Below are 20,752 nucleotides of genomic sequence, written 5' to 3'. Positions count from 1 at the left end.
TCCCGGAGGGGGATCGTGGGGCGGGCACGCGCGCGTGCCCGCCCCACTGTGACGAAGGAAAGCGCGGCTCAGCCGAAGACGGCCAGGCTCTTCGCCTTGCCCCGCTGTTCCTCGACCAGCGCGAGCAGCCGCCCGTCGGGTCCGAAGACCGCGACCGGGCCCGCCGGGTACTCCGGCATCTCCAGGCGTACGCCGTTGAGCAGCAGCTTGGCCCGCTTCTCGTCGACTTCCCAGCGCGGGAACGCCGCCGCGGCCGCGTCGGCGACCGGCATGACCGTGAGGTCCTCCTGGAGCTGGTCCAGGGTGCGGGCCGCGTCCAGCTTGTACGGGCCGACCCGGGTGCGGCGCAGCGCGGTCAGGTGGCCGCCCACGCCGAGCCCGGCGCCCAGGTCGCGGGCGAGCGCCCGGATGTACGTGCCGGAGGAGCAGACGACGGAGACCACCAGGTCCATGACCGGGGTGCCGTCCTCCGCGGTCGCCTCGCGCACGTCGTACACGTGGAACGAGGAGACGGTCACCGGGCGGGCCGGGATCTCGAACTCCTCGCCGCCGCGGACGCGCGCGTAGGACCGCTTGCCGTCGATCTTGATCGCGGAGACCTTCGACGGGACCTGCATGATGTCGCCGCTGAGCTCGGCCACGCCCGCGTCGATCTGCTCGGGGGTGACCTTCGACGCGTCGACCGACGCCGTGATCTCGCCCTCGGCGTCGTCGGTGATGGTGGTCTGCCCGAGACGGATCGTGCCCAGGTACTCCTTCTCGGTCAGCGCGAGGTGACCGAGCAGCTTGGTCGCCCGCTCCACGCCGAGGACGAGAACGCCCGTCGCCATGGGGTCGAGCGTGCCCGCGTGGCCGACGCGGCGGGTCCTGGCGATCCCGCGCATCTTGGCCACGACGTCATGCGAAGTGAAGCCCGACGGCTTGTCGACGATGACAAGGCCGTCGGGCGTCCTGTGTGCGGTGCTCATTCGGCGGCTTCGTCCTCGCCCGGCTTCTTGTAGGGGTCGGCGTCACCGGCGAAGGTGGCGCCCGAGGACGTCTCCCGCACCTTGGCGTCGGAGGCCCGCGCCTGGTCGAGGAGGTCCTCGATGTTCTTGGCGGTCTCCGGGAGGGCGTCGGCCACGAAGGTGAGCGTCGGCGTGAACTTGGTGCCCGCGGCCCGGCCGACGGCCGAGCGCAGGACGCCCTTGGCGCTCTCCAGGCCGGCGGCGGCGCTCGCGCGCTCCTCCTCGTCGCCGTAGACCGTGTAGAAGACCGTGGCCTCCCGCAGGTCACCGGTGACGCGGGTGTCCGTGATGGTCACGTGCGTACCCAGGCGCGGGTCCTTGATGCCGCGCTGCAGCTTCTCGGCGACCACCTCCCGGATGAGGTCCGCCAGTTTCTTCGCCCGCGCGTTGTCGGCCACTGGTCCTTCTCCTCTTTCTTGCTTCGCTGCACTGATGCAGCACTGACTTCAGTCTTCGTCGGTGTGGAGCCTGCGTCGAACCGACAGCAGTTCCACTTCCGGGCGGGCGGCGACCAGGCGCTCGCACCGGTCGAGCACGTCACTGAGGTGCCCAGGGTCCCCCGACACCATCGCGACGCCGATCTCGGCCCGCCGGTGGAGGTTCTGGTCCGCGACCTCCGCGACGCTCACGGAGAACTTCCGCTGGAGCTCGGCGAGGATCGGCTTGACGACGGAGCGCTTCTCCTTGAGCGACCGTACGTCGCCGAGGAGCAGATCGAAGGACAGCGTCCCCACATACATGTATGCCCGGATGTCCCGCCGGTTCGGGTTCAGTGGCCCCGCCGACCTTGGCAGGGACATCAGAACCGTACACGCAACGGCCGGGGCCGATCGACGGAAATAACTCCCGCCGACCGGCCCCGGATCACCGCTGTGCCTTAGGCGCGCGGCTTCTCGCGCATCTCGTACGTCGCGATGACGTCGTCGATCTTGATGTCGTTGAAGTTTCCGAGGTTGATACCACCCTCGAAGCCCTCGCGGATCTCGGTGACGTCGTCCTTGAAGCGGCGCAGACCCTCGATGTTGAGGTTCTCGGCCACGACCTTGCCGTCGCGGATGAGGCGCGCCTTGGTGTTGCGCTTGACCTCGCCGGAGCGGATGAGGACACCGGCGATGTTGCCCAGCTTGGACGAGCGGAAGACCTCGCGGATCTCCGCCGTACCGAGCTCGACCTCTTCGTACTCCGGCTTGAGCAGGCCCTTGAGCGCGGCCTCGATCTCCTCGATCGCCTGGTAGATGACCGAGTAGTACCGGACGTCGACGCCCTCGCGCTCCGCCATCTGCGCGGCACGGCCGGCCGCACGGACGTTGTAGCCGATGACGATGGCGTCGGAGCCCATGGCCAGGTCGATGTCGGACTCGGTGACCGCACCCACACCGCGGTGCAGGACCCGGATGTCCACCTCTTCGCCGACGTCGAGCTGGAGCAGCGAGGACTCGAGAGCCTCGACCGCACCGGACGCGTCGCCCTTGATGATGAGGTTGAGTTCCTGGACCAGACCGGCCTTGAGCACCTTGTCGAGGTCCTCGAGGGACACCCGGCGGACGCGCTTGGCGAAGGCGGCGTTGCGCTCACGCGCAGCGCGCTTCTCGGCGATCTGACGGGCCGTACGGTCCTCGTCGACGACCAGGAAGTTGTCGCCGGCGCCCGGAACGTTGGTCAGACCGAGGACCAGGACCGGGGTCGACGGGGTCGCGACCTCGACGTTGTTGCCCTTGTCGTCGAGCATCGCCCGGACACGGCCGTACGCGTCGCCGACGACCATCGTGTCGCCGATGCGCAGCGTTCCGCGCTGGACGAGGACGGTCGAGACGGCACCACGACCACGGTCGAGGTGGGACTCGATCGCAATACCCTGCGCGTCCTGGTTCGGGTTGGCCCGCAGGTCGAGCGAGGCGTCCGCGGTGAGGACCACGGCCTCCAGCAGGGAGTCGATGTGCAGACCCTGCTTGGCGGAGATGTCGACGAACATGGTGTCGCCGCCGTACTCCTCGGCCACCAGACCGAACTCGGTCAGCTGACCACGGACCTTGACCGGGTCCGCACCCTCGACGTCGATCTTGTTGACCGCGACGACGATCGGGACGCCGGCGGCCTTGGCGTGGTTGAGCGCCTCGATCGTCTGCGGCATGACGCCGTCGTTGGCCGCGACCACGAGGATCGCGATGTCGGTCGACTTCGCACCACGGGCACGCATGGCGGTGAACGCCTCGTGACCCGGGGTGTCGATGAAGGTGATGCGACGCTCTTCGCCGTTGACCTCGGTACCCACCTGGTAGGCACCGATGTGCTGGGTGATGCCACCGGCCTCGCCCGCGACGACGTTCGTCTTGCGGATCGCGTCGAGCAGTCGGGTCTTACCGTGGTCGACGTGACCCATGACGGTGACGACCGGCGGACGGGAGACCAGGGCCTCTTCGCCGCCCTCGTCCTCGCCGAACTCGATGTCGAAGGACTCGAGCAGCTCGCGGTCCTCCTCCTCGGGGGAGACGATCTGAACCTGGTAGTTCATCTCGTCGCCGAGGAGCTGCAGCGTCTCGTCGGAGACGGACTGCGTGGCCGTGACCATCTCGCCGAGGTTCATCATCACCGCGACGAGCGACGCCGGGTTGGCGTTGATCTTCTCGGCGAAGTCGGTGAGGGACGCACCGCGCGACAGGCGAATGGTCTCGCCACCGCCGCGAGGAAGCATCACGCCGCCCACGGACGGGGCCTGCATGGCCTCGTACTCCTGGCGCCTCTGACGCTTCGACTTACGACCGCGACGCGCGGGACCGCCGGGACGTCCGAAGGCGCCCTGCGTGCCACCACGGCCACCCGGACCGCCGGGACGGCCACCGAAGCCACCGGGACGACCGCCGAAGCCGCCGCCACCGCCGCCGGGACCACCCGGACGACCGCCGCCGCCACCACCGGGACCGCCGGGACGGCCGGCGAAGCCGCCGCCACCACCGGGACCGGCCGGACGACCGGCGAAGCCGGGACGACCGCCGCCGCCACCGGCGCCACCCGGACGACCGCCGGGGCCACCGGGGCCGCGGCCGCCGGGGCCACCGCCGGGACGCGGGCCGGCAGCGGGACGCTGCGGCATCATGCCCGGGTTCGGACGGTTACCGCCGGGCGCGCCGCCCGGACGGGGAGCCTGCGGACGAGGCATGCCACCGGGGGTCGGACGGGCACCGCCCTGACCCTGGGGACGCGGGGCGCCACCGGGGCCGCCCTGCGGACGCGGGGCACCCGGAACGGCACCGGGGCCGCCGGGACGGGGGGCACCGCCACCCGGACGGGGCGCCTGCGGGCGCGCCATTCCGGTGGAGCCACCCGAGGTGAAGGGGTTGTTGCCCGGACGCGGACCGGCCGGACGGGCACCGCCCGGACGCGGAGCGCCCTGGCCCTGCGGACGCGGGGCACCCTGGCCCTGCGGACGCGGCGCGCCCTGACCCGGACGGGCGGGACGCTCGCCGGTGGGACGGGGTCCCGGGGTCGCGCCACCGGGACGCTGACCGGCGGCGGGAGCCGACGGAGGCGCGGTGAACTCGGGCGCGGCCGGAGCCGGCGTGACCGGCTTGGGCGCGGGCTTCGGGCCCGGGCGGGGGCCCGCCGGGGCGGCCGGAGCCGGAGAGGGGGTGCTGCTCGCCGGGGCCGCCGGGGTGACCGGGGCCGCGGGCGCGGCGGGGGCCGGCTTGGGAGCCGGTGCGCCGGGCTTGGGGGCAGCGGGACGTGCCGCGGCGGCCGGAGACGGCGCCGCGGGCTTCGCGGGGGCGGCCTTACGAGGCGCGCCAGGCTTCGCTGCGGTCTTGCCGGCGCTACCGCCGGGACCCTGCAACGCATCAGTCAACTTGCGCACGACCGGCGCCTCGATCGTCGAGGACGCCGAACGGACGAATTCACCGAGTTCTTGGAGCTTGGCCATGACGACCTTGCTCTCCACACCGAACTCCTTGGCGAGTTCGTATACCCGGACCTTAGCCACTTCGCTCCTTTTAGGTCCGGTTACCGCCGGACCGTCGCTACTTCATGGGCGTACTCATCGCGTACTCATCGAGTGCTCATCGCAATCTCGACCTACTTCCAACTCGCGAGGTACCTGACCGCACGGTGTGTTCCGTGCCGTACTTCTTCTTTCACTGCGGTGCCGACTGCTCGACGTGGTGACGGAGTGTCGCGGTGTCGAGCGGTCCCTGGACCCGGAAGGCCCTCGGGAACGCCCGGCGACGGACCGCCAGGTCGAGACAGACCAAGGCGGGGTGCAGATACGCACCCCGGCCGGGCAGCGTACCGCGATGATCGGGGACGCACTCGTCCTTATTCATCACGATCCGCAGCAGGTCGCTCTTGGCCGCTCGCTCCCGGCATCCCACACAGGTTCGCTCAGGGCACGCGCGGGCATGCGTCCGGCCAGACACGATTAAGTCTACCTCCCCGTACCGACCTCACCCGTTTGGGGCAAAAATCGAACAGCTGATGGCCAAAAACGATCTCAGCCCTGCGGAGCGGAGGGTTCGGTGTCGGGCCGGATGTCGATCCGCCAGCCGGTCAGCCGGGCGGCCAGGCGGGCGTTCTGCCCCTCCTTGCCGATCGCCAGCGACAGCTGGTAGTCGGGCACCGTGACCCGGGCCGAGCGGGCGGCCAGGTCGACGATCTCGACCTTGGAGACCCGCGCCGGGGACAGCGCGTTCGCCACCATCTCGGCCGGGTCGTCCGACCAGTCGACGATGTCGATCTTCTCGCCGAGCAGCTCCGCCATGACATTGCGCACCCGGCTGCCCATGGGGCCGATGCAGGCGCCCTTGGCGTTCAGGCCCGAACGGGTGGAGCGGACGGCGATCTTGGTGCGGTGACCGGCCTCACGGGCGATGGCCGAGATCTCGACGGAACCGTCGGCGATCTCCGGCACCTCCAGGGCGAACAGCTTCTTCACCAGATTGGGGTGGGTGCGCGACAGGGTGACGGACGGACCACGGACACCCTTGGCCACCCGAACGACGTACGTACGCAGCCGCAGACCGTGCGTGTAGTCCTCGCCCGGCACCTGCTCCTGCACCGGAAGGATGGCCTCCAGCTTGTCGTCCAGCTTGACGAGGACGTTCTTCGGGTCCTTGCCCTGCTGCACCTGGCCGGCCACGATGTCGCCCTCGCGGCGCGCGTACTCGCCGAACGTGACGTCGTTCTCGGCGTCCCGCAGCCGCTGCTGGATGACCTGGCGGGCGGTGCTCGCCGCGATCCGGCCGAAGTCCGACGGCGTGTCGTCGAACTCCTTGGGCTGCTGCCCCTCCTCCAGCTCGGCGGGGTCTTCCTTCGCCCACACCGTCACGTGACCGGTGTGCCGGTCCAGCTCGACGCGGGCGTGGCGCCGGGCGGACGGGGTGCGGTGGTACGCGATGAGGAGGGCCGACTCGATCGCCTCGACCAGCATCTCGAAGGAGATTTCCTTCTCCTGTGCCAAGCCCTTCAGGAGCTTCACGTCGATGTCCACGGCTACGCCTCCTCTTCCTTCTTGTCCTTGCGGTTGAACTCGATCTCGACACGCGCCTTGGCGATCTCGGCGAACTCGACCCGGCGGGCGGTGGCCTTGCGGCCCTTCACACCCGGCACCTCGGTGTCGAGACCGTCCTCGTCCACGGCGAGGATGCGGGTGACGACCTCGTCACCGCCCGCCTCGGGGGTCAGCTGGAGCTTCACCAGGCGGCCGGTGGCGCGCACGTAGTGACGGTGCTGGGTGAGGGGGCGGTCGGCGCCGGGGGAGCTGACTTCGAGGACGTACTCGCCCTCGCCCATCGCGTCCGTCTCGTCGAGCTTCTCGGAGATGACGCGGCTCAGCTCGGCGCAGGCGTCCAGTTCGACGCCCTCCTCCGAGTCGACGACGACCCTCAGCAGTCCACGGCGGCCGGCCCGGGACACCTCGATCTCCTCGAGGTCGAGATCCTTCGCGTGAACGAGCGGCTCCAGAAGACCGCGCAGCCGTTCGCTCTGGGTGGTGCTCATCCGGGTGACTCCTCGGCCGCGTGTGCTGTTGTGGGTTCGTCGCGTGTCAGATCAAAGGGTATCCGGTCCAGGAGGGTGTTGCCGTCCACCGGGCCGGGGGCCGCGGGTACGCTCGCCTGCGGTGATCTTCGATGACGCGAGGGGAGAAGGCGTGACGACGGTGGGCAGGCGCGCGCTCCTGACGGCCGGGGCGGCGGTGACCCTCGCGGGGTGCACCTCGTCCGGCGACGGCCGTCCCGAGCCGCCGAGTGCGGCCGAACGGGCGGCGCGCGCCGAAGCGGCCCTGCGCGCCCGCTCCGCGGCGACCGGCCGCGCCCTCCTCGCCCGCTACGACGCCGTCCTCGCGGCACACCCGTCGCTCGCCGTCCGTCTGACGCCGTTGCGGGCGTCGGTGGCGGCGCATGTGGCGGCGCTGGGCGAGGGGGCGGACTCGCTCTCCGGGTCGGGGGCCTCCGCTTCGGCTTCGGCTTCCGCTTCCGCTTCGGCTTCCGCCTCGGCCCCGGCGCCCCCGGCGCCCCCTCCCGTACCCCCCGACCCCGCGGCCGCGCTCGCGGAGCTCGCCGCGGCCGTTCGGGCGACGGCCGACGCACATGCGGCGACGCTTCTGCAGGCGCCGCCCGAGTACGCGCGGCTGCTCGCGTCCGTCGCCGCCGCCGGGGCCGCGCACGCCTATCTGCTGACCGCTCCGACCAAGGGGGACCGGGCATGACCGCGCTCGACGCGGCGCAGGCCGCGCTCGCCGCCGAGCACGCCGCCGTGTACGGGTACGGGGTCGTCGGCGGCCGGATCGGCGAGACCCGCCGCGCCGAGGCCACCGCCGCGTACGAGGCCCACCGCGCCCGGCGGGACGTACTGCGCCGCGCCGTACGGGACCTGGGCGGCGAGCCGGTCGCCGCGGCCGCGGGCTACGAGCTGCCCTTCGCGGTGCCGGACGGGGCCGCCGCCGTACGCCTCGCGGCCGTCCTGGAGGACCGGGTGGCCGGGGTCTACTCCGACCTGGTGCGCGCCGCCGAGGGCCCGCTGCGCCGGGACGCGGCCGCCGCGCTGCGCGAGGCGGCGGTCCGGGCCGTCCGCTGGCGCGGCAGCGACGTAACCTTTCCTGGGCTCGCCGAGCGGGCCTGACCCGGACATCGAAGGAACGACGCACGCATGGGTTTCGAACCGCCGCAGCGACTGGTGCGGGCTCTCGGCGAGACGTACGGGGACGCTGTCGCGGCCGAGTGGCTCGGGAAGCTCCCCGAGCTCACCCGGGAAACGCTGGAGCACGCCGGTCTGGCCGCCGAGCGCGTGATGGCCCCCGGTGGGCGGAGCAGCCTCGTCGTGCTCGTACCCGAGGCCGTCCTGAAGATCGCTCCGGACTTCACCCGTCCGGACCTGGAGCGGGATGCGCTCGCGCACTGGGACGGCTGGGGCGCCGTGCGGCTGCTCGGCGAGACGGAGGAGGGCGGACTGCTCCTGGAGCGGCTGCACCCCGAGGTCTCCCTGCGCTCGCTGCCGGAGGCGAAGGCGCTCCTGGAGGCGGCCGGGATCATCCGGCGGCTGTGGGTCGAGCCGCCCGCGGGGCACGGCTTCGAATCGGTCGCCGAGCGGACCGCACGGCAGGCCTCCGCGATGGAGCACTACCGGGGCGACGTCCTGGCCGGCGCCCTCGTGACGGCCGTGCTCGCGGCCCGCGAGGAGCTCGTCGCGGACGGCGACGAGAACTTCCTGCTGCACGGCTGCTTCCGGCAGGGCAAGGTGCTGGCCGGCGACCGGGTCCCCTGGCTCGCGGTCGGGCCCGAGCCGCTGGTCGGCGAGCGGGCCTTCGACCTGGCCCGGCTGGTACGGGACCGGGTGGAGGACCTGGTCGCCGCGTCGGCGGGCGCCTCGTCGGCGCGCCGCCGGGTGAACAAGCTGGCGGACTCGCTGGACGTCGACCGGGAGCGGCTGCGCGGCTGGACGCTGTTCCGCGCGGTGGAGTCCGCGACCCGCGCGCTCGCGGCGGGTCGGCGGGCGGACGCGGAGCTGCTGCTGGAGTTCGCGGGCTGGCTGTGAGTTCGCGGGTCGGCCGCCGGGGAATACCCTTGCTGTAACCCTTCCAGAGGGGGCCGTGATGATCGAAGAGCTGTTGGTGGCGGCCGCCGGAGCGGCTGCGGCGTTCGGGGTGTACGCGAGTGCCGCGGCGCGGGTCGTGAAGCAGTACGAGCGCGGTGTCGTGTTCCGCTTCGGGCGGCTGGTCGGCGAGGTGCGCCAGCCCGGCTTCACGATGATCGTGCCGGTCGTGGACCGGCTGCACAAGGTGAACATGCAGATCGTCACGATGCCGGTGCCGGCCCAGGAGGGCATCACCCGGGACAACGTGACGGTGCGGGTCGACGCGGTCGTCTACTTCAAGGTCGTGGACGCGGCAGAGGCGCTCGTGCGCGTGGAGGACTACAAGTTCGCCGTCTCGCAGATGGCGCAGACCTCGCTGCGGTCGATCATCGGCAAGAGCGACCTGGACGACCTGCTGTCCAACCGCGAGAAGCTCAACCAGGGGCTCGAGCTCATGCTGGACTCTCCGGCGATCGGGTGGGGCGTGCAGATCGACCGGGTGGAGATCAAGGACGTCTCGCTGCCGGAGACGATGAAGCGGTCGATGGCCCGGCAGGCGGAGGCGGACCGGGAGCGGCGGGCGCGGGTGATCAACGCGGACGCGGAGCTACAGGCGTCGAAGAAGCTGGCGGAGGCGGCGGGGGTGATGTCCGCGCAGCCGGCGGCGCTGCAGCTGAGGCTGTTGCAGACGGTGATGGCGGTGTCGGCGGAGAAGAACTCGACGCTGGTGCTGCCGATTCCGGTGGAGCTGCTGCGGTTCCTGGAGCGGGCGGCGCCGGGTTCCGGGCCGGGTGCCGCCGAGACCTTGCCGTCTGCCGGGCAGGCGCCTGCGCAGGAGCCTTTGCCGGGGGTCGTGCCGCCGGAGGTCCCGCCGCCGTCCGAGGCGTATCTGCGGGGGCATGCGGATGCGGTCGAGGCCATCGAGGACCTGACGGGCGCGTCGGTGGAGCCGGCGCCTCGGGAGGACGGCGGCTGACGGGGTTCGGGCGCTGACGTTCGGGCGCTGACGTTCGGGCGCTGACGTTCAGGCGCGCGGCGGCGGATGCGGAGAGGGCAGGGCCTGACCGGCCTTGCCCTCTCCGCGTTGCGCCGTTGCGCCGTTACGCCGTGAGGCGGGCGATGGCCTCGTCGACCGTCAGTTCCTCGCGGTCGCCCGTGCGGCGGTCCTTCAGTTCGAGCACGCCCTCGGCCGAGCGGCGGCCGGCCACCAGGATCTTCGGGACGCCGATCAGCTCCGCGTCGGTGAACTTGACGCCCGGGGAGACGCCGGCGCGGTCGTCGACCAGGACGCGCAGGCCCGCGGCGGAGAGCTTGTCGGAGACCTCGAGGGCCAGCTCGGTCTGGAGGGCCTTGCCGGCGGCGACGACGTGGACGTCGGCCGGGGCGACCTCGGCGGGCCAGCACAGGCCCTTGTCGTCGGCGGACTGCTCGGCGAGGGCGGCCACGGCCCGCGAGACGCCGATGCCGTAGGAGCCCATGGTGACGCGGACCGGCTTGCCGTTCTGGCCGAGGACGTCGAGCTTGAGGGCGTCGGCGTACTTGCGGCCCAGCTGGAAGATGTGGCCGATCTCGATCGCGCGGTCCAGCTTCAGGCCGGTGCCGCACTTCGGGCAGGGGTCGCCCTCCTGGACGACGACGACGTCGACGTACTCGTCGACCTCGAAGTCACGGCCCGCGACGACGTTCTTCGCGTGCATCCCGTCCTTGTTGGCGCCGGTGATCCACGCCGTGCCCGGCGCGACGCGCGGGTCGGCGATGTACGTGACCTTGTCCAGGCCCTGCGGGCCGACGTAGCCGCGGACCAGGTCCCGGCGCTCGGCGAAGTCGGCCTCGGTGACCATCTCGACGGTCGCGGGGGCGAAGTGCTCCTCGACCTTGCCCAGGTCGACCTCGCGGTCGCCGGGCACGCCGACCGCGACGATCTCGCCGTCGACCTTCACCAGCAGGTTCTTCAGCGTGGCGGAGGCCGGGACGCCGAGGGAGGCGGCCAGGGTCTCGATGGTCGGGGTGTCGGGGGTGGGGATCTCCTCGGCGGCGGGGACGGCGGAGCCGTCGACCGGGTCGAGCTCGTAGGAGATCGCCTCGGTGTTGGCCGCGAAGTCGCAGTTCGGGCAGTCGGCGAAGGTGTCCTCGCCGGCCTCGGCCGGGGCGAGGAACTCCTCGGACTTCGAGCCGCCCATGGCGCCGGCGGTGGCGGCGACGATGCGGTAGTCGAGGCCGAGGCGCTCGAAGACGCGCCGGTAGGCCTCGCGGTGCAGCGCGTAGGACCGGGCGAGGCCCTCGTCCTCCGTGTCGAAGGAGTACGAGTCCTTCATCAGGAACTCGCGGCCGCGCAGGATGCCGGCCCGCGGACGGGCCTCGTCGCGGAACTTCGTCTGGATCTGGTAGAGGATGACCGGCAGGTCCTTGTAGGACGAGCACTGGTCCTTGACCAGGAGGGTGAAGATCTCCTCGTGGGTCGGGCCGAGGAGGTAGTCGCCGCCCTTGCGGTCCTGGAGGCGGAAGAGCTCGGCGCCGTACTCGTCCCAGCGGCCGGTCGCCTCGTACGGCTCGCGCGGCAGCAGGGCGGGGAGGGAGACCTCCTGGGCGCCGATGGCGTCCATCTCCTCGCGGACGATGCGCTCGACGTTGGCCAGGACCTTCTTGCCGAGGGGCAGCCAGCTCCAGATGCCGGCGGCGGTGCGGCGGACGTAGCCGGCACGGACGAGGAGCTTGTGGCTGAGGACCTCGGCGTCCGCCGGGTCGTCGCGCAGCGTCTTCGCCATCAACTGGGACATGCGCTGGACCGGTGCGTTGGCCATGGTTCTCGTACTCCTGCCGAATGATTGGTGATGGCTAGGAGGTTAGCCGGGGCGCCCCAGCTCGGTGAAATCAGTTCCGGCGCTTGAGCGGCAGCGGGGCGCCCATCACCGCGTACGGGCGGGGCGCGCTGGGGAAGAGGACCTGCCGGGCGAGGTCGGTGTAGCCGAGCGAGCGGTACAGGCCGCGGGCCGGGCTCTCGGTGTCGATGGCGGAGAGGATGGAGCGCGGCAGCGCGGAGCCGTCGGTGATGGTGGTGATCAGTTCGCGGCCGATCCCCCGCCCCTGGAAGCCGGGGTGGACGTGCAGCTCGGTGATGACGAAGGAGTCGTCGAGCCAGCCCTCGCCGCCAGTGGAGCGCAGATAGGGCTCGACGATCGTGGACCACCAGTGGGTGCGGTCGTTGGGCATCCCGTACACGAAACCGACGAGCCGTCCGTCGGGGGTGGTCGCGCCGTAGGCGCAGGCGCCGGGGTTGAGGAGGTGGCGCAGCACGATGTGGCGGCGCACGACGATCTCGTCCTCTTCCAGCCCGAAGGCGAGGGCCTGCACGGCGAGCGCCTCGTCCACCCGCGCGGCGAGATTGACCGGCCCGATCACGACCTTCGTGTCATCCATGCGCCGCATCCTATGAGCCCGTCGAGGCCTCAGAACAGGACGCTCATGAATGCGCCGACCTCGCGGAAGCCGACGCGGCGGTACGAGGCCCGGGCGGGGGTGTTGTAGTCGTTGACGTAGAGGCTGGCCACGGGGGCGACATCGGCGAGCGCGTAGCGCAGGACGGCGGCCATGCCGGACTCGGACAGGCCGCGGCCGCGGTACTCCGGGGCGACCCAGACGCCCTGGATCTGGCAGGCCTGGCGGGTGGCGGCGCCGATCTCGGCCTTGAAGACGACCTTGCCGTCCTCGATGCGGGCGAAGGATCGTCCGGAGCCGACGAGTTCGGCGACCCGGGCCTGGTAGAGCAGTCCGCCGTCGCCGGCCATCGGCGAGATGCCGACCTCCTCGGTGAACATGGCCACGCAGGCGGGCATGATCACCTCCATCTCGTCCTTGCGGACCCGGCGGACCAGCGGGTCGGCGGTGACGGTGGTGGAGGGCTCGTCGGCGACCATCAGCGGCTGGCGGGCGCGGACGTCGCGGGCGGGCCCCCAGCTGGGCTCCAGGAGCTGCCAGAGCCGGGCGGTGGACTCGGCGGGGCCGACGATCGAGGAGCAGCGGCGGCCGACCCGGCGGGCCCGGTCGGCGAAGGCGCGGACGGCTTCGGGGGTGGCGCAGATGGGGACCAGGTTGGCGCCTGAGTAGCAGAGCGAGGCGAGGTGTCCGTCGGAGTACCAGCCCCACATCTCGCCGCCGAGGCGCCACGGGTCGAGCCCGGCGATCTGGACGCGGGCGGTGACGAAGGCGTTCTCGACAGGGGCGCTCTCCAGGACGGCGAGCGCGGCGCCGAGGTCGGCGGGTTCGAGGACCCGCGTCGATGATTGCGTCAACACGTGGGGCCTCACCGTACGGTTCTGCTGGTCTCCGCACTTTACCCCCCTTCCCGCTGCCAGGGGGGTGCGAGAAGCCCCTCCGTCCCGTGCGGGGCGGAGGGGCTTCTCGTACGGGCCGGACGGGCCCCGGGCGTCAGCCCGCGACGGAGACGGTGGGCTCGCCGCTCATCACGCCGTCCTTCTCCATCTGCTCGGCGATCTTCATCGCCTCGTCGATGAGGGTCTCGACGATCTTCGACTCGGGGACGGTCTTGATGACCTCGCCCTTGACGAAGATCTGGCCCTTGCCGTTGCCGGAGGCGACGCCGAGGTCGGCCTCGCGGGCCTCGCCGGGGCCGTTGACGACGCAGCCCATGACGGCGACGCGCAGCGGGACCTCCATGCCCTCGAGACCGGCGGTGACCTCCTCGGCGAGCTTGTAGACGTCGACCTGGGCGCGGCCGCAGGACGGGCAGGAGACGATCTCCAGGCGGCGCTGGCGCAGGTTGAGCGACTCCAGGATCTGGATGCCGACCTTGATCTCCTCGGCCGGCGGGGCGGAGAGGGAGACCCGGATGGTGTCGCCGATGCCCTCGGAGAGCAGGGCGCCGAAGGCGACGGCGGACTTGATGGTGCCCTGGAAGGCGGGGCCCGCCTCGGTGACGCCGAGGTGGAGCGGGTAGTCGCACTGGGCGGCGAGCTGGCGGTAGGCGTTGACCATCACGACCGGGTCGTTGTGCTTGACCGAGATCTTGATGTCCTGGAAGCCGTGCTCCTCGAAGAGGGAGGCCTCCCAGAGGGCGGACTCGACGAGTGCCTCGGGGGTGGCCTTGCCGTACTTCGCCAGCAGGCGCGCGTCGAGCGAGCCGGCGTTGACGCCGATTCGGATCGGGGTGCCGGCCGCGGAGGCCGCCTTGGCGATCTCCTTGACCTTGTCGTCGAACTGCTTGATGTTGCCCGGGTTGACGCGGACCGCGGCGCAGCCGGCGTCGATGGCGGCGAACACGTACTTCGGCTGGAAGTGGATGTCGGCGATGACCGGGATCTGCGACTTCCTCGCGATCGTCGCGAGCGCGTCGGCGTCGTCCTGGGTGGGGCAGGCCACGCGCACGATCTGGCAGCCGGAGGCGGTCAGCTCGGCGATCTGCTGCAGCGTGGCGCCGATGTCCGAGGTGCGGGTGGTGGTCATCGACTGCACCGACACGGGGGCGTCGCCGCCGACGGCCACCGATCCGACCTGGATCTGGCGGCTCTTGCGCCGCTCAGCGAGCTTGGTCGGAACGGACGGGATACCGAGAGAGATCGCGGTCATCAGCTGTACAACCCCAAGAGGTGTGGTTCGTCGGGCTCAGGTCTTCGAGATTACCGCCCCGGCGGCGGGCGGCCGGACACCGCACGGGTTCCGGCCGCCCGTCGCGCCGCGGCATCAGGTCAGTTTCACCGGATTGACGATGTCGGCGACGAGGACGAGCAGGGTGAAGCAGACGAACACGCCCGCCACCACGTAGGCGGCCGGCATCAGCTTGGCCACGTCGAACGGACCCGGGTCGGGCCGGCGGAAGATCCGCGCGGTGTTGCGGCGGATCGACTCCCACAGGGCGCCGGCGATGTGGCCGCCGTCGAGCGGGAGCAGCGGGAGCATGTTGAACAGGAAAAGCGACACGTTGAACATGACCAGCAGGTTCATGAACCAGACGAGGATCGTCTGCGGCGGTGCTTCCAGGGTCATCAGCTCGCCGCTGATGCGGGCGGCGCCGACGACGCCGACCGGCGAGTCCTGCTTGCGCTCGCCGTCGCCGAAGGCGGCGTCCCACAGGGCGGGGATCTTGCCCGGCAGGGCGATGACGGACTCGACGCCGGCCTGCAGCTGGTCGGACATCCGGTCGACGGACTGGCCGAAGCCGAGCGGCAGCACCTCGGTCTTGGAGGCGAAGCCGAGGTAGCCGGCGGGGACCGTCTGCAGCGGCTGGACGACCCGGCCGTCGGCGTCCTTCTTGTAGACCTCGTTCCGGATGAGGTTCGGGTGCAGGTCGACTCGCTGGTCACCGCGCTGGACGGTGACCGTGGCGGGGCCGATGGTGTCGCGGATGCGGTCGGAGAGGGTGTTCCAGTCCGAGACCGGGGTGCCGTTGAAGGCGACGATCTTGTCGCCCTCCTTCAGTCCGGCGGCGTACGCGGGCGAGACGGGGTCGCCGGCCTGGCACTGCTCGCGCTTGGTGGACTGGGCGATGACGCACTTCTGGACGCCGGCGACCTTGGTGGTCTGGGTCTCGAAGCCGATGGCCATGGCGCTGCCGAAGAACAGCAGCACGGCGAGGACCAGGTTCATGAACGGTCCGGCGAACATGACGATGACGCGCTTCCACGGCTTGCGCGTGTAGAAGAGCCGGTCCTCGTCGCCGGGCTGGAGCTCCTCGAAGGAGGCCTCTCGGGCGTCCTCGATCATCGAGCGCCAGGGGGAGGTCGAGCGTGCCTCGATCCGGCCGTCCTTGCCGGGCGGGAACATGCCGATCATGCGGATGTAGCCGCCGGCGGGGATCGCCTTGATGCCGTACTCGGTCTCGCCCTTCCTGCGCGACCAGATGGTCGGGCCGAAGCCGACCATGTACTGGGGCACGCGGATGCCGAAGAGCTTGGCCGTGGAGAGGTGGCCGAGCTCGTGCCAGGCGATGGAGACGAGCAGGCCCAGTGCGAACAGCACGAGGCCGAGTACGTACAAGAGAACGGTCATGCGCGCGCCTCCGCGATTGCCTTCGCCGCGAGTTCCCGGGCCCGGGCGCGTGCCCAGGTCTCCGCTTCCAGGACGTCCGACACCGTGAGCGAGGTTCCCGTTCCGGGCTGCCCGTGCTCGGTGACGACTGCCGTGACCGTATCCATGATTCCGTTGAACGGCAGCCTTCCGGCGAGGAAGGCGTCGACGCACTCCTCGTTGGCGGCGTTGAAGACGGCGGGGGCGGTACCGCCGAGCGCGCCGACGTGGCGGGCGAGGTTCACCGAGGGGAAGGCCTCGTTGTCGAGGGGGAAGAACTCCCAGGTGGAGGCCTGGGACCAGTCGAAGGCGGGGGCCGCGTCGGGGACCCGCTCGGGCCAGCCGATGCCGATGGCGATCGGGCCGCGCATGTCCGGCGGGGTGGCCTGGGCGAGCGTGGAGCCGTCCGTGAACTCGACCATCGAGTGGACGTACGACTGGGGGTGGACGACGACCTCGATGCGCTCGAACGGGATGTCGTAGAGCAGGTGGGCCTCGATGACCTCCAGGCCCTTGTTCACGAGCGTGGCGCTGTTGACCGTGATGACCGGGCCCATGGCCCAGGTGGGGTGGGCCAGCGCGTCCTCGCGGGTCACGTTCGCCAGCTGGTCGCGCGTACGGCCGCGGAAGGGGCCCCCGGAGGCGGTGACGACCAGCTTGCGGACGTCGGCGCGGGTGCCGGCCGCCAGGGCCTGGAACAGGGCCGCGTGCTCGGAGTCGACCGGGATGATCTGGCCCGGCTTGGCCAGGGCCTTCACCAGCGGGCCGCCGACGATCAGCGACTCCTTGTTGGCGAGCGCCAGGGTCCGGCCGGCCTCCAGGGCGGCGAGGGTCGGCGCGAGGCCGATGGAGCCGGTGATGCCGTTGAGGACGGTGTGGCAGGGCGACGCGGCCAGCTCGGTGGCCGCGTCCGGGCCCGCGAGCAGCCGGGGCAGCGGCTCGGAGCCGTACAGCGCGGTCAGCGCCTCACGCAGCTCCGGCAGCGCCTCCTCGCGGGCGACCGCGACCGCGTCGACCCGCAGCCGGTGCGCCTGCTCGGCGAGCAGCCCGACGCGGCCGCCGGAGGCGGCGAGGGCGGTGACCCGGAAGCGGTCGGGGTTGCGCAGGACCAGGTCGATGGCCTGGGTGCCGATGGACCCGGTGGAGCCGAGGACGACGATGTCCCGGCGGCCTTCGGACACGTCGAAGGCGATGCGCGGGTCGGCGAGAGGAGAGGGGCGGTCGGTCATGCCCCCCATTCTTGCCGCAAAGACTGTGCGCTCTTCACTGCCCCCGGGCGAACGCGTCGAAAGCGGAGTGGAAGTCCGGGAACGTCTTCCGCACGCAGCCGGGGTCGTCGAAGGTGACGCCCGGGGTGCGCAGGGCGGTGACCGCGAAGGACATCACGATGCGGTGGTCGCCGTGGGTGGCGATCTCGGCGGGCCCCGCCGGGGTGCCGGGGTGGATCTCGATCCAGTCGGGGCCGGTGTCGACGGTGATGCCGAGGCGGCGCAGGTTCTCGGCGCAGGCGTCGAGGCGGTCGCACTCCTTGACCCGGGTGTTGGCGACGTCCTCGATGCGGACCGGTCCTTCGGCGAAGGGGGCGAGGGCGGCGAGGGTCGGCATGGTGTCGGAGATGTCCCGCATGTTGACCGTGACACCGCGCAGGGCGCCCGTGGAGCGGACGGTGGTGGCGTCGGCGCCGATCTCGACGTCGGCGCCCATGCGGCGAAGGACCTCGACGAATCCGAGGTCGCCCTGGAGTGCGCCGGTGCCGAGACCGGGGACGGTGACGGCGCCGCCGGGGGTCAGGGCGGCCGCGGCGAAGAAGTAGCTGGAGGTGGAGGCGTCCGGCTCGATGGCGTACGTGGTCGCCTGGTAGCCGGTGGGGGCGACGGTGTACGTACGGCCTTCGGGGCCGTCCTCGCGGGTGGTCTTCGCGCCGAAGGCCCGCATCATCGCGAGGGTGATCTCCACGTACGGCTCGGAGACCAGGTCGGTGACGGTGATCGACAGGCCCTCGGCGGTGAGCGGGCCGAGCATCAGCAGCGCGGTGAGGTACTGCGAGGACTGGCCCGCGTCGAGCCGGATCGCCCCGCCGCGGATGCCGCGGCCGGTGACGGTGAGCGGGTGGTGGCCCTCGCGCTCGCCGTGCTCGAGGTCGACGCCCAGCTCGCGCAGGGCGGTGGTGAGCGGGCCGAGCGGGCGGCGGCGCATCTGGGCCGAGGCGTCGAAGCGGAAGGTGCCGTGCCCGGCGGCGGCGAGGGCCGGCAGGAAGCGGGCCGTGGTGGCGCCGTCGCGGCAGTACACGTCGGCCTCGGCGACGCCGGGCCCCGCGGGGCGGCCCTCGATGTGCCAGGCACCGGGCTCCTGCCGTACGGCGTGACCGAGGGCCTTCAGCCCTTCGGCGAAGCCCTCGGTGTCGTCGGAGCGAAGGGGGCGCAGGAGGGTGGTGGTGCCGTCGGCCGCGGCGGCGAGGAAGAGGGCGCGGGCGGTGACGGACTTGGAGCCGGGGATGTCGATGACGGTCACGGGCGCCATCCTGCCGTGGGGCGGGGCGCGGCGGGGGTCCCGTCCGGAACCTGGACGGGACCCTGACCTTCCTCTGTAGCGGGCTGTACCGCCGTCAGCGGATCTTCCGGTGGACGTTCTCCTTCGTCGACTCGCCCGGTGTCGTGTCCGCGATCCACGGGCCGTCGTCGCTCGGGTCGAGGATGCCCTCCTCCAGCCAGGTGTACGAGCCGGCCAGGACGCCGTCGACGACGCGGCGGTCCAGGTCGTCCGTGTTGGCCCACAGGCGGCCGAACAGCTCGGCCACCCGGAGTCGGGCCTGGCGGCAGAAGGCGTCGGCGAGCTGGTGGGCCTCGCGGCCGTGGGGGCCGGTGGTGCGCAGCAGTTCGGCCCGTACGCAGACCGCGCTCATCGCGAAGAGCTCGGCGCCGATGTCGACGATCCGGCCCAGGAAGGCCTGCTTGAGCTCCATCTTCCCCTGCCAGCGGGACATCGCGTAGAAGGTGGAGCGGGCGAGCTTGCGGGAGGTCCGCTCGACGTACCGCAGATGGGTCGCGAGGTCGCCGAACTCCCCGTACGCGCCGGGAAGCTGACCCTGTCCTGCGACGAGTCTGGGCAGCCAGCGGGCGTAGAAGCCGCCGGCCCTCGCGCCCGCCTTCGCCTTGTCGGCGAGGGCCTTGTCGGGGTCGATGATGTCGCCGGCGACGGCGAGGTGGGCGTCGACGGCCTCGCGGGCGATCAGCAGGTGCATGATCTCCGTCGACCCCTCGAAGATCCGGTTGATCCGCAGGTCGCGCAGGAGCTGTTCGGCGGGTACGGCGCGTTCGCCGCGGGCGGCGAGCGAGTCGGCGGTCTCGTAGCCGCGGCCGCCGCGGATCTGGACCAGTTCGTCGGCGATGAGCCAGGACATCTCGGAGCCGTAGAGCTTGGCGAGGGCGGCCTCGATGCGGATGTCGTTGCGGTCCTCGTCGGCCATCTGGGAGGCGAGGTCGACGACGGCCTCCAGGGCGAAGGCGGTGGCGGCGATGAAAGCGATCTTCGTGCCGACGGCCTCGTGCCGGGCGACCGGCTTGCCCCACTGCTCGCGTTCGGCGGCCCATTCCCGGGCGATCTTCAGGCACCACTTGCCCGCGCCCGCGCAGGCGGCGGGCAGCGAGAGCCGGCCGGTGTTGAGGGTGGTGAGGGCGATCTTGAGGCCGGAGCCCTCGGGGCCGATGCGGTTGGCGGCCGGGACCCGGACCCGGTGGAAGCGGGTGACGCCGTTCTCCAGGCCGCGCAGGCCCATGAAGGCGTTGCGGTTCTCCACGGTGATGCCGGGCGAGTCGCCCTCGACGACGAAGGCGGTGATACCGCCCCGGTGGCCGTCGGAGGCGGGGACGCGGGCCATGACCACGAGGAGGTCGGCGACGACGCCGTTGGTGGTCCACAGCTTCACGCCGTCGAGGACGTAGTCCTCGCCGTCCGGTACGGCCGTGGTGGCGAGCCGGGCGGGGTCGGAGCCGACGTCGGGCTCGGTCAGGAGGAAGGCGGAGATGTCGCTGCGGGCGAGCCGGGGCAGGAAGGCGTCCTTCTGCTCCTGGGTGCCGAAGATCTTCAGCGGCTGCGGTACGCCGATCGACTGATGCGCGGAGAGCAGCGCGCCGAGTGCGGGGCTGACCGAGCCGACCAGGGCGAGGGCCCGGTTGTAGTACAGCTGGGTGAGGCCGAGGCCGCCGTACTTGGGGTCGATCTTCATGCCGAGTGCGCCGAGTTCCTTGAGACCGGCGATGGTCTCGTCGGGGATGCGGGCCTCGCGCTCGATGCGGGCGCCGTCGACCTGGGTCTCGCAGAACGTGCGCAGCTTGGCGAGGAAGGCCTCGCCGCGGCGGACGTCCTCGTCGGCGGGCAGCGGGTGGGGGTGGATCAGGTCCAGTCGGAACCGGCCGAGGAACAGTTCCTTCGCGAAACTCGGCTTGTGCCAGTCCTGCTGGCGGGCCGCCTCGGCGACCTGCCGGGCTTCGCGTTCGGTTACCTTGGGCGGCCGCTGGGTGGGTGCGGTCATGGAGGAGCTCACCTCGCCGCTCGTCGGGGGCCTTGTGGCTACTCGTCCGTCGTACCCGATATCCACGGTTTCGGAAAGACGAAGGACGGCCGGAGCCCCCGCACAGTGGGCTCCGGCCGTCGGTCTCTTCGTCCGT

19 protein-coding genes are annotated in these 20,752 nt (G+C 71.7%); 4 read left to right on the top strand and 15 right to left on the bottom strand.

Going from position 1 to position 20,752, the window contains the following annotated elements:
* Positions 1–68: 68 nt before the first annotated feature.
* From truB to rimP, 7 genes are all read right to left on the bottom strand, one after another.
* Positions 69–968, bottom strand: coding sequence for a tRNA pseudouridine(55) synthase TruB (gene truB, locus ACIGEZ_RS30515; protein WP_399837442.1), 900 nt, complete (start codon positions 966–968; stop codon positions 69–71).
* Entirely contained in the window at positions 965–1,405 is a 441-nt protein-coding gene (gene rbfA, locus ACIGEZ_RS30510; RefSeq protein ID WP_399837440.1) for a 30S ribosome-binding factor RbfA, read from the bottom strand. Before rbfA ends, truB begins: the two co-directional genes overlap by 4 nt.
* A 48-nt stretch (positions 1,406–1,453) precedes the next feature.
* Positions 1,454–1,747 carry a DUF503 domain-containing protein gene (locus ACIGEZ_RS30505; protein WP_399837437.1) on the bottom strand — a complete coding sequence of 98 codons (294 nt, stop codon included), beginning with the start codon at positions 1,745–1,747 and terminating at the stop codon, positions 1,454–1,456.
* A gap of 137 nt (positions 1,748–1,884) precedes the next feature.
* Positions 1,885–4,980, bottom strand: a complete 3,096-nt coding sequence (gene infB / locus ACIGEZ_RS30500; protein WP_399837434.1) for a translation initiation factor IF-2 — start codon at positions 4,978–4,980, stop codon at positions 1,885–1,887.
* A 151-nt stretch (positions 4,981–5,131) separates the two neighbouring features.
* Complete coding sequence (locus ACIGEZ_RS30495; protein ID WP_399837431.1) at positions 5,132–5,413, bottom strand: YlxR family protein; 282 nt, start codon at positions 5,411–5,413, stop codon at positions 5,132–5,134.
* A gap of 74 nt (positions 5,414–5,487) precedes the next feature.
* Positions 5,488–6,483: a transcription termination factor NusA gene (gene nusA / locus ACIGEZ_RS30490; protein WP_399837428.1), complete on the bottom strand. Its 996-nt coding sequence runs from the start codon at positions 6,481–6,483 to the stop codon at positions 5,488–5,490.
* 2 nt (positions 6,484–6,485) lie between these two features.
* Positions 6,486–6,992 (bottom strand): ribosome maturation factor RimP, encoded by a 507-nt coding sequence (gene rimP / locus ACIGEZ_RS30485; protein ID WP_399837425.1) that lies wholly within the window; start codon positions 6,990–6,992, stop codon positions 6,486–6,488.
* 121 nt (positions 6,993–7,113) lie between these two features.
* Between rimP and ACIGEZ_RS30480 the strand changes: the two genes are divergently transcribed.
* From ACIGEZ_RS30480 to ACIGEZ_RS30465, 4 genes are read left to right on the top strand one after another with little or no spacing between them, the layout of a single operon-like run.
* A complete protein-coding gene (locus tag ACIGEZ_RS30480; RefSeq protein WP_399837422.1) occupies positions 7,114–7,701 on the top strand; it encodes a hypothetical protein in 588 nt (195 codons plus the stop codon).
* Complete coding sequence (locus tag ACIGEZ_RS30475) at positions 7,698–8,114, top strand: ferritin-like domain-containing protein (protein ID WP_399837419.1); 417 nt, start codon at positions 7,698–7,700, stop codon at positions 8,112–8,114. The genes ACIGEZ_RS30480 and ACIGEZ_RS30475 overlap by 4 nt, the downstream gene beginning before the upstream one ends.
* A gap of 27 nt (positions 8,115–8,141) precedes the next feature.
* Positions 8,142–9,026 (top strand): aminoglycoside phosphotransferase family protein, encoded by an 885-nt coding sequence (locus ACIGEZ_RS30470; protein ID WP_399837416.1) that lies wholly within the window; start codon positions 8,142–8,144, stop codon positions 9,024–9,026.
* Between the two features lie 58 nt (positions 9,027–9,084).
* Complete coding sequence (locus ACIGEZ_RS30465) at positions 9,085–10,041, top strand: slipin family protein (protein ID WP_399837414.1); 957 nt, start codon at positions 9,085–9,087, stop codon at positions 10,039–10,041.
* 124 nt (positions 10,042–10,165) lie between these two features.
* Here ACIGEZ_RS30465 and ACIGEZ_RS30460 read toward each other — a convergent pair whose 3' ends face one another.
* From ACIGEZ_RS30460 to ACIGEZ_RS30425, 8 genes are all read right to left on the bottom strand, one after another.
* Positions 10,166–11,866: a proline--tRNA ligase gene (locus ACIGEZ_RS30460; RefSeq protein WP_399837411.1), complete on the bottom strand. Its 1,701-nt coding sequence runs from the start codon at positions 11,864–11,866 to the stop codon at positions 10,166–10,168.
* 70 nt (positions 11,867–11,936) lie between these two features.
* On the bottom strand, positions 11,937–12,482 hold the full coding sequence (locus tag ACIGEZ_RS30455) for a GNAT family N-acetyltransferase (protein ID WP_399837408.1): 546 nt from the start codon (positions 12,480–12,482) through the stop codon (positions 11,937–11,939).
* A gap of 29 nt (positions 12,483–12,511) precedes the next feature.
* On the bottom strand, positions 12,512–13,357 hold the full coding sequence (locus ACIGEZ_RS30450; protein WP_399837405.1) for a GNAT family N-acetyltransferase: 846 nt from the start codon (positions 13,355–13,357) through the stop codon (positions 12,512–12,514).
* A gap of 133 nt (positions 13,358–13,490) precedes the next feature.
* Entirely contained in the window at positions 13,491–14,648 is a 1,158-nt protein-coding gene (gene ispG / locus ACIGEZ_RS30445) for a flavodoxin-dependent (E)-4-hydroxy-3-methylbut-2-enyl-diphosphate synthase (protein ID WP_399837403.1), read from the bottom strand.
* A gap of 114 nt (positions 14,649–14,762) precedes the next feature.
* Positions 14,763–16,067, bottom strand: coding sequence for a M50 family metallopeptidase (locus ACIGEZ_RS30440; RefSeq protein ID WP_399837400.1), 1,305 nt, complete (start codon positions 16,065–16,067; stop codon positions 14,763–14,765).
* Positions 16,064–17,314 (bottom strand): 1-deoxy-D-xylulose-5-phosphate reductoisomerase, encoded by a 1,251-nt coding sequence (gene dxr / locus ACIGEZ_RS30435; RefSeq protein ID WP_399837397.1) that lies wholly within the window; start codon positions 17,312–17,314, stop codon positions 16,064–16,066. Before dxr ends, ACIGEZ_RS30440 begins: the two co-directional genes overlap by 4 nt.
* A 34-nt stretch (positions 17,315–17,348) precedes the next feature.
* Positions 17,349–18,596, bottom strand: coding sequence for a 3-phosphoshikimate 1-carboxyvinyltransferase (gene aroA, locus ACIGEZ_RS30430; protein WP_399837394.1), 1,248 nt, complete (start codon positions 18,594–18,596; stop codon positions 17,349–17,351).
* 94 nt (positions 18,597–18,690) lie between these two features.
* A complete protein-coding gene (locus tag ACIGEZ_RS30425) occupies positions 18,691–20,616 on the bottom strand; it encodes an acyl-CoA dehydrogenase family protein (RefSeq protein ID WP_399837392.1) in 1,926 nt (641 codons plus the stop codon).
* Positions 20,617–20,752 lie beyond the last annotated feature (136 nt).

It is taken from the genome of Streptomyces sp. NPDC085481 (assembly GCF_044541845.1).
Lineage (GTDB): Bacteria > Actinomycetota > Actinomycetes > Streptomycetales > Streptomycetaceae > Streptomyces.
Note: the sequence above shows the minus strand (reverse complement) of the source record. Positions and strands in the feature narration are given on the sequence as shown.

Coding starts and splice junctions, on each gene's coding strand:
- truB (WP_399837442.1), bottom strand. CDS start 968: ATGAGCACCGCACACAGGACGCCCGACGGCCTTGTCATCGTCGACAAG.
- ACIGEZ_RS30505 (WP_399837437.1), bottom strand. CDS start 1,747: ATGTATGTGGGGACGCTGTCCTTCGATCTGCTCCTCGGCGACGTACGG.
- rimP (WP_399837425.1), bottom strand. CDS start 6,992: ATGAGCACCACCCAGAGCGAACGGCTGCGCGGTCTTCTGGAGCCGCTC.
- ACIGEZ_RS30475 (WP_399837419.1), top strand. CDS start 7,698: ATGACCGCGCTCGACGCGGCGCAGGCCGCGCTCGCCGCCGAGCACGCC.
- ACIGEZ_RS30470 (WP_399837416.1), top strand. CDS start 8,142: ATGGGTTTCGAACCGCCGCAGCGACTGGTGCGGGCTCTCGGCGAGACG.
- ACIGEZ_RS30465 (WP_399837414.1), top strand. CDS start 9,085: ATGATCGAAGAGCTGTTGGTGGCGGCCGCCGGAGCGGCTGCGGCGTTC.
- ACIGEZ_RS30460 (WP_399837411.1), bottom strand. CDS start 11,866: ATGGCCAACGCACCGGTCCAGCGCATGTCCCAGTTGATGGCGAAGACG.
- ACIGEZ_RS30455 (WP_399837408.1), bottom strand. CDS start 12,482: ATGGATGACACGAAGGTCGTGATCGGGCCGGTCAATCTCGCCGCGCGG.
- ispG (WP_399837403.1), bottom strand. CDS start 14,648: ATGACCGCGATCTCTCTCGGTATCCCGTCCGTTCCGACCAAGCTCGCT.
- ACIGEZ_RS30440 (WP_399837400.1), bottom strand. CDS start 16,067: ATGACCGTTCTCTTGTACGTACTCGGCCTCGTGCTGTTCGCACTGGGC.
- dxr (WP_399837397.1), bottom strand. CDS start 17,314: ATGACCGACCGCCCCTCTCCTCTCGCCGACCCGCGCATCGCCTTCGAC.
- ACIGEZ_RS30425 (WP_399837392.1), bottom strand. CDS start 20,616: ATGACCGCACCCACCCAGCGGCCGCCCAAGGTAACCGAACGCGAAGCC.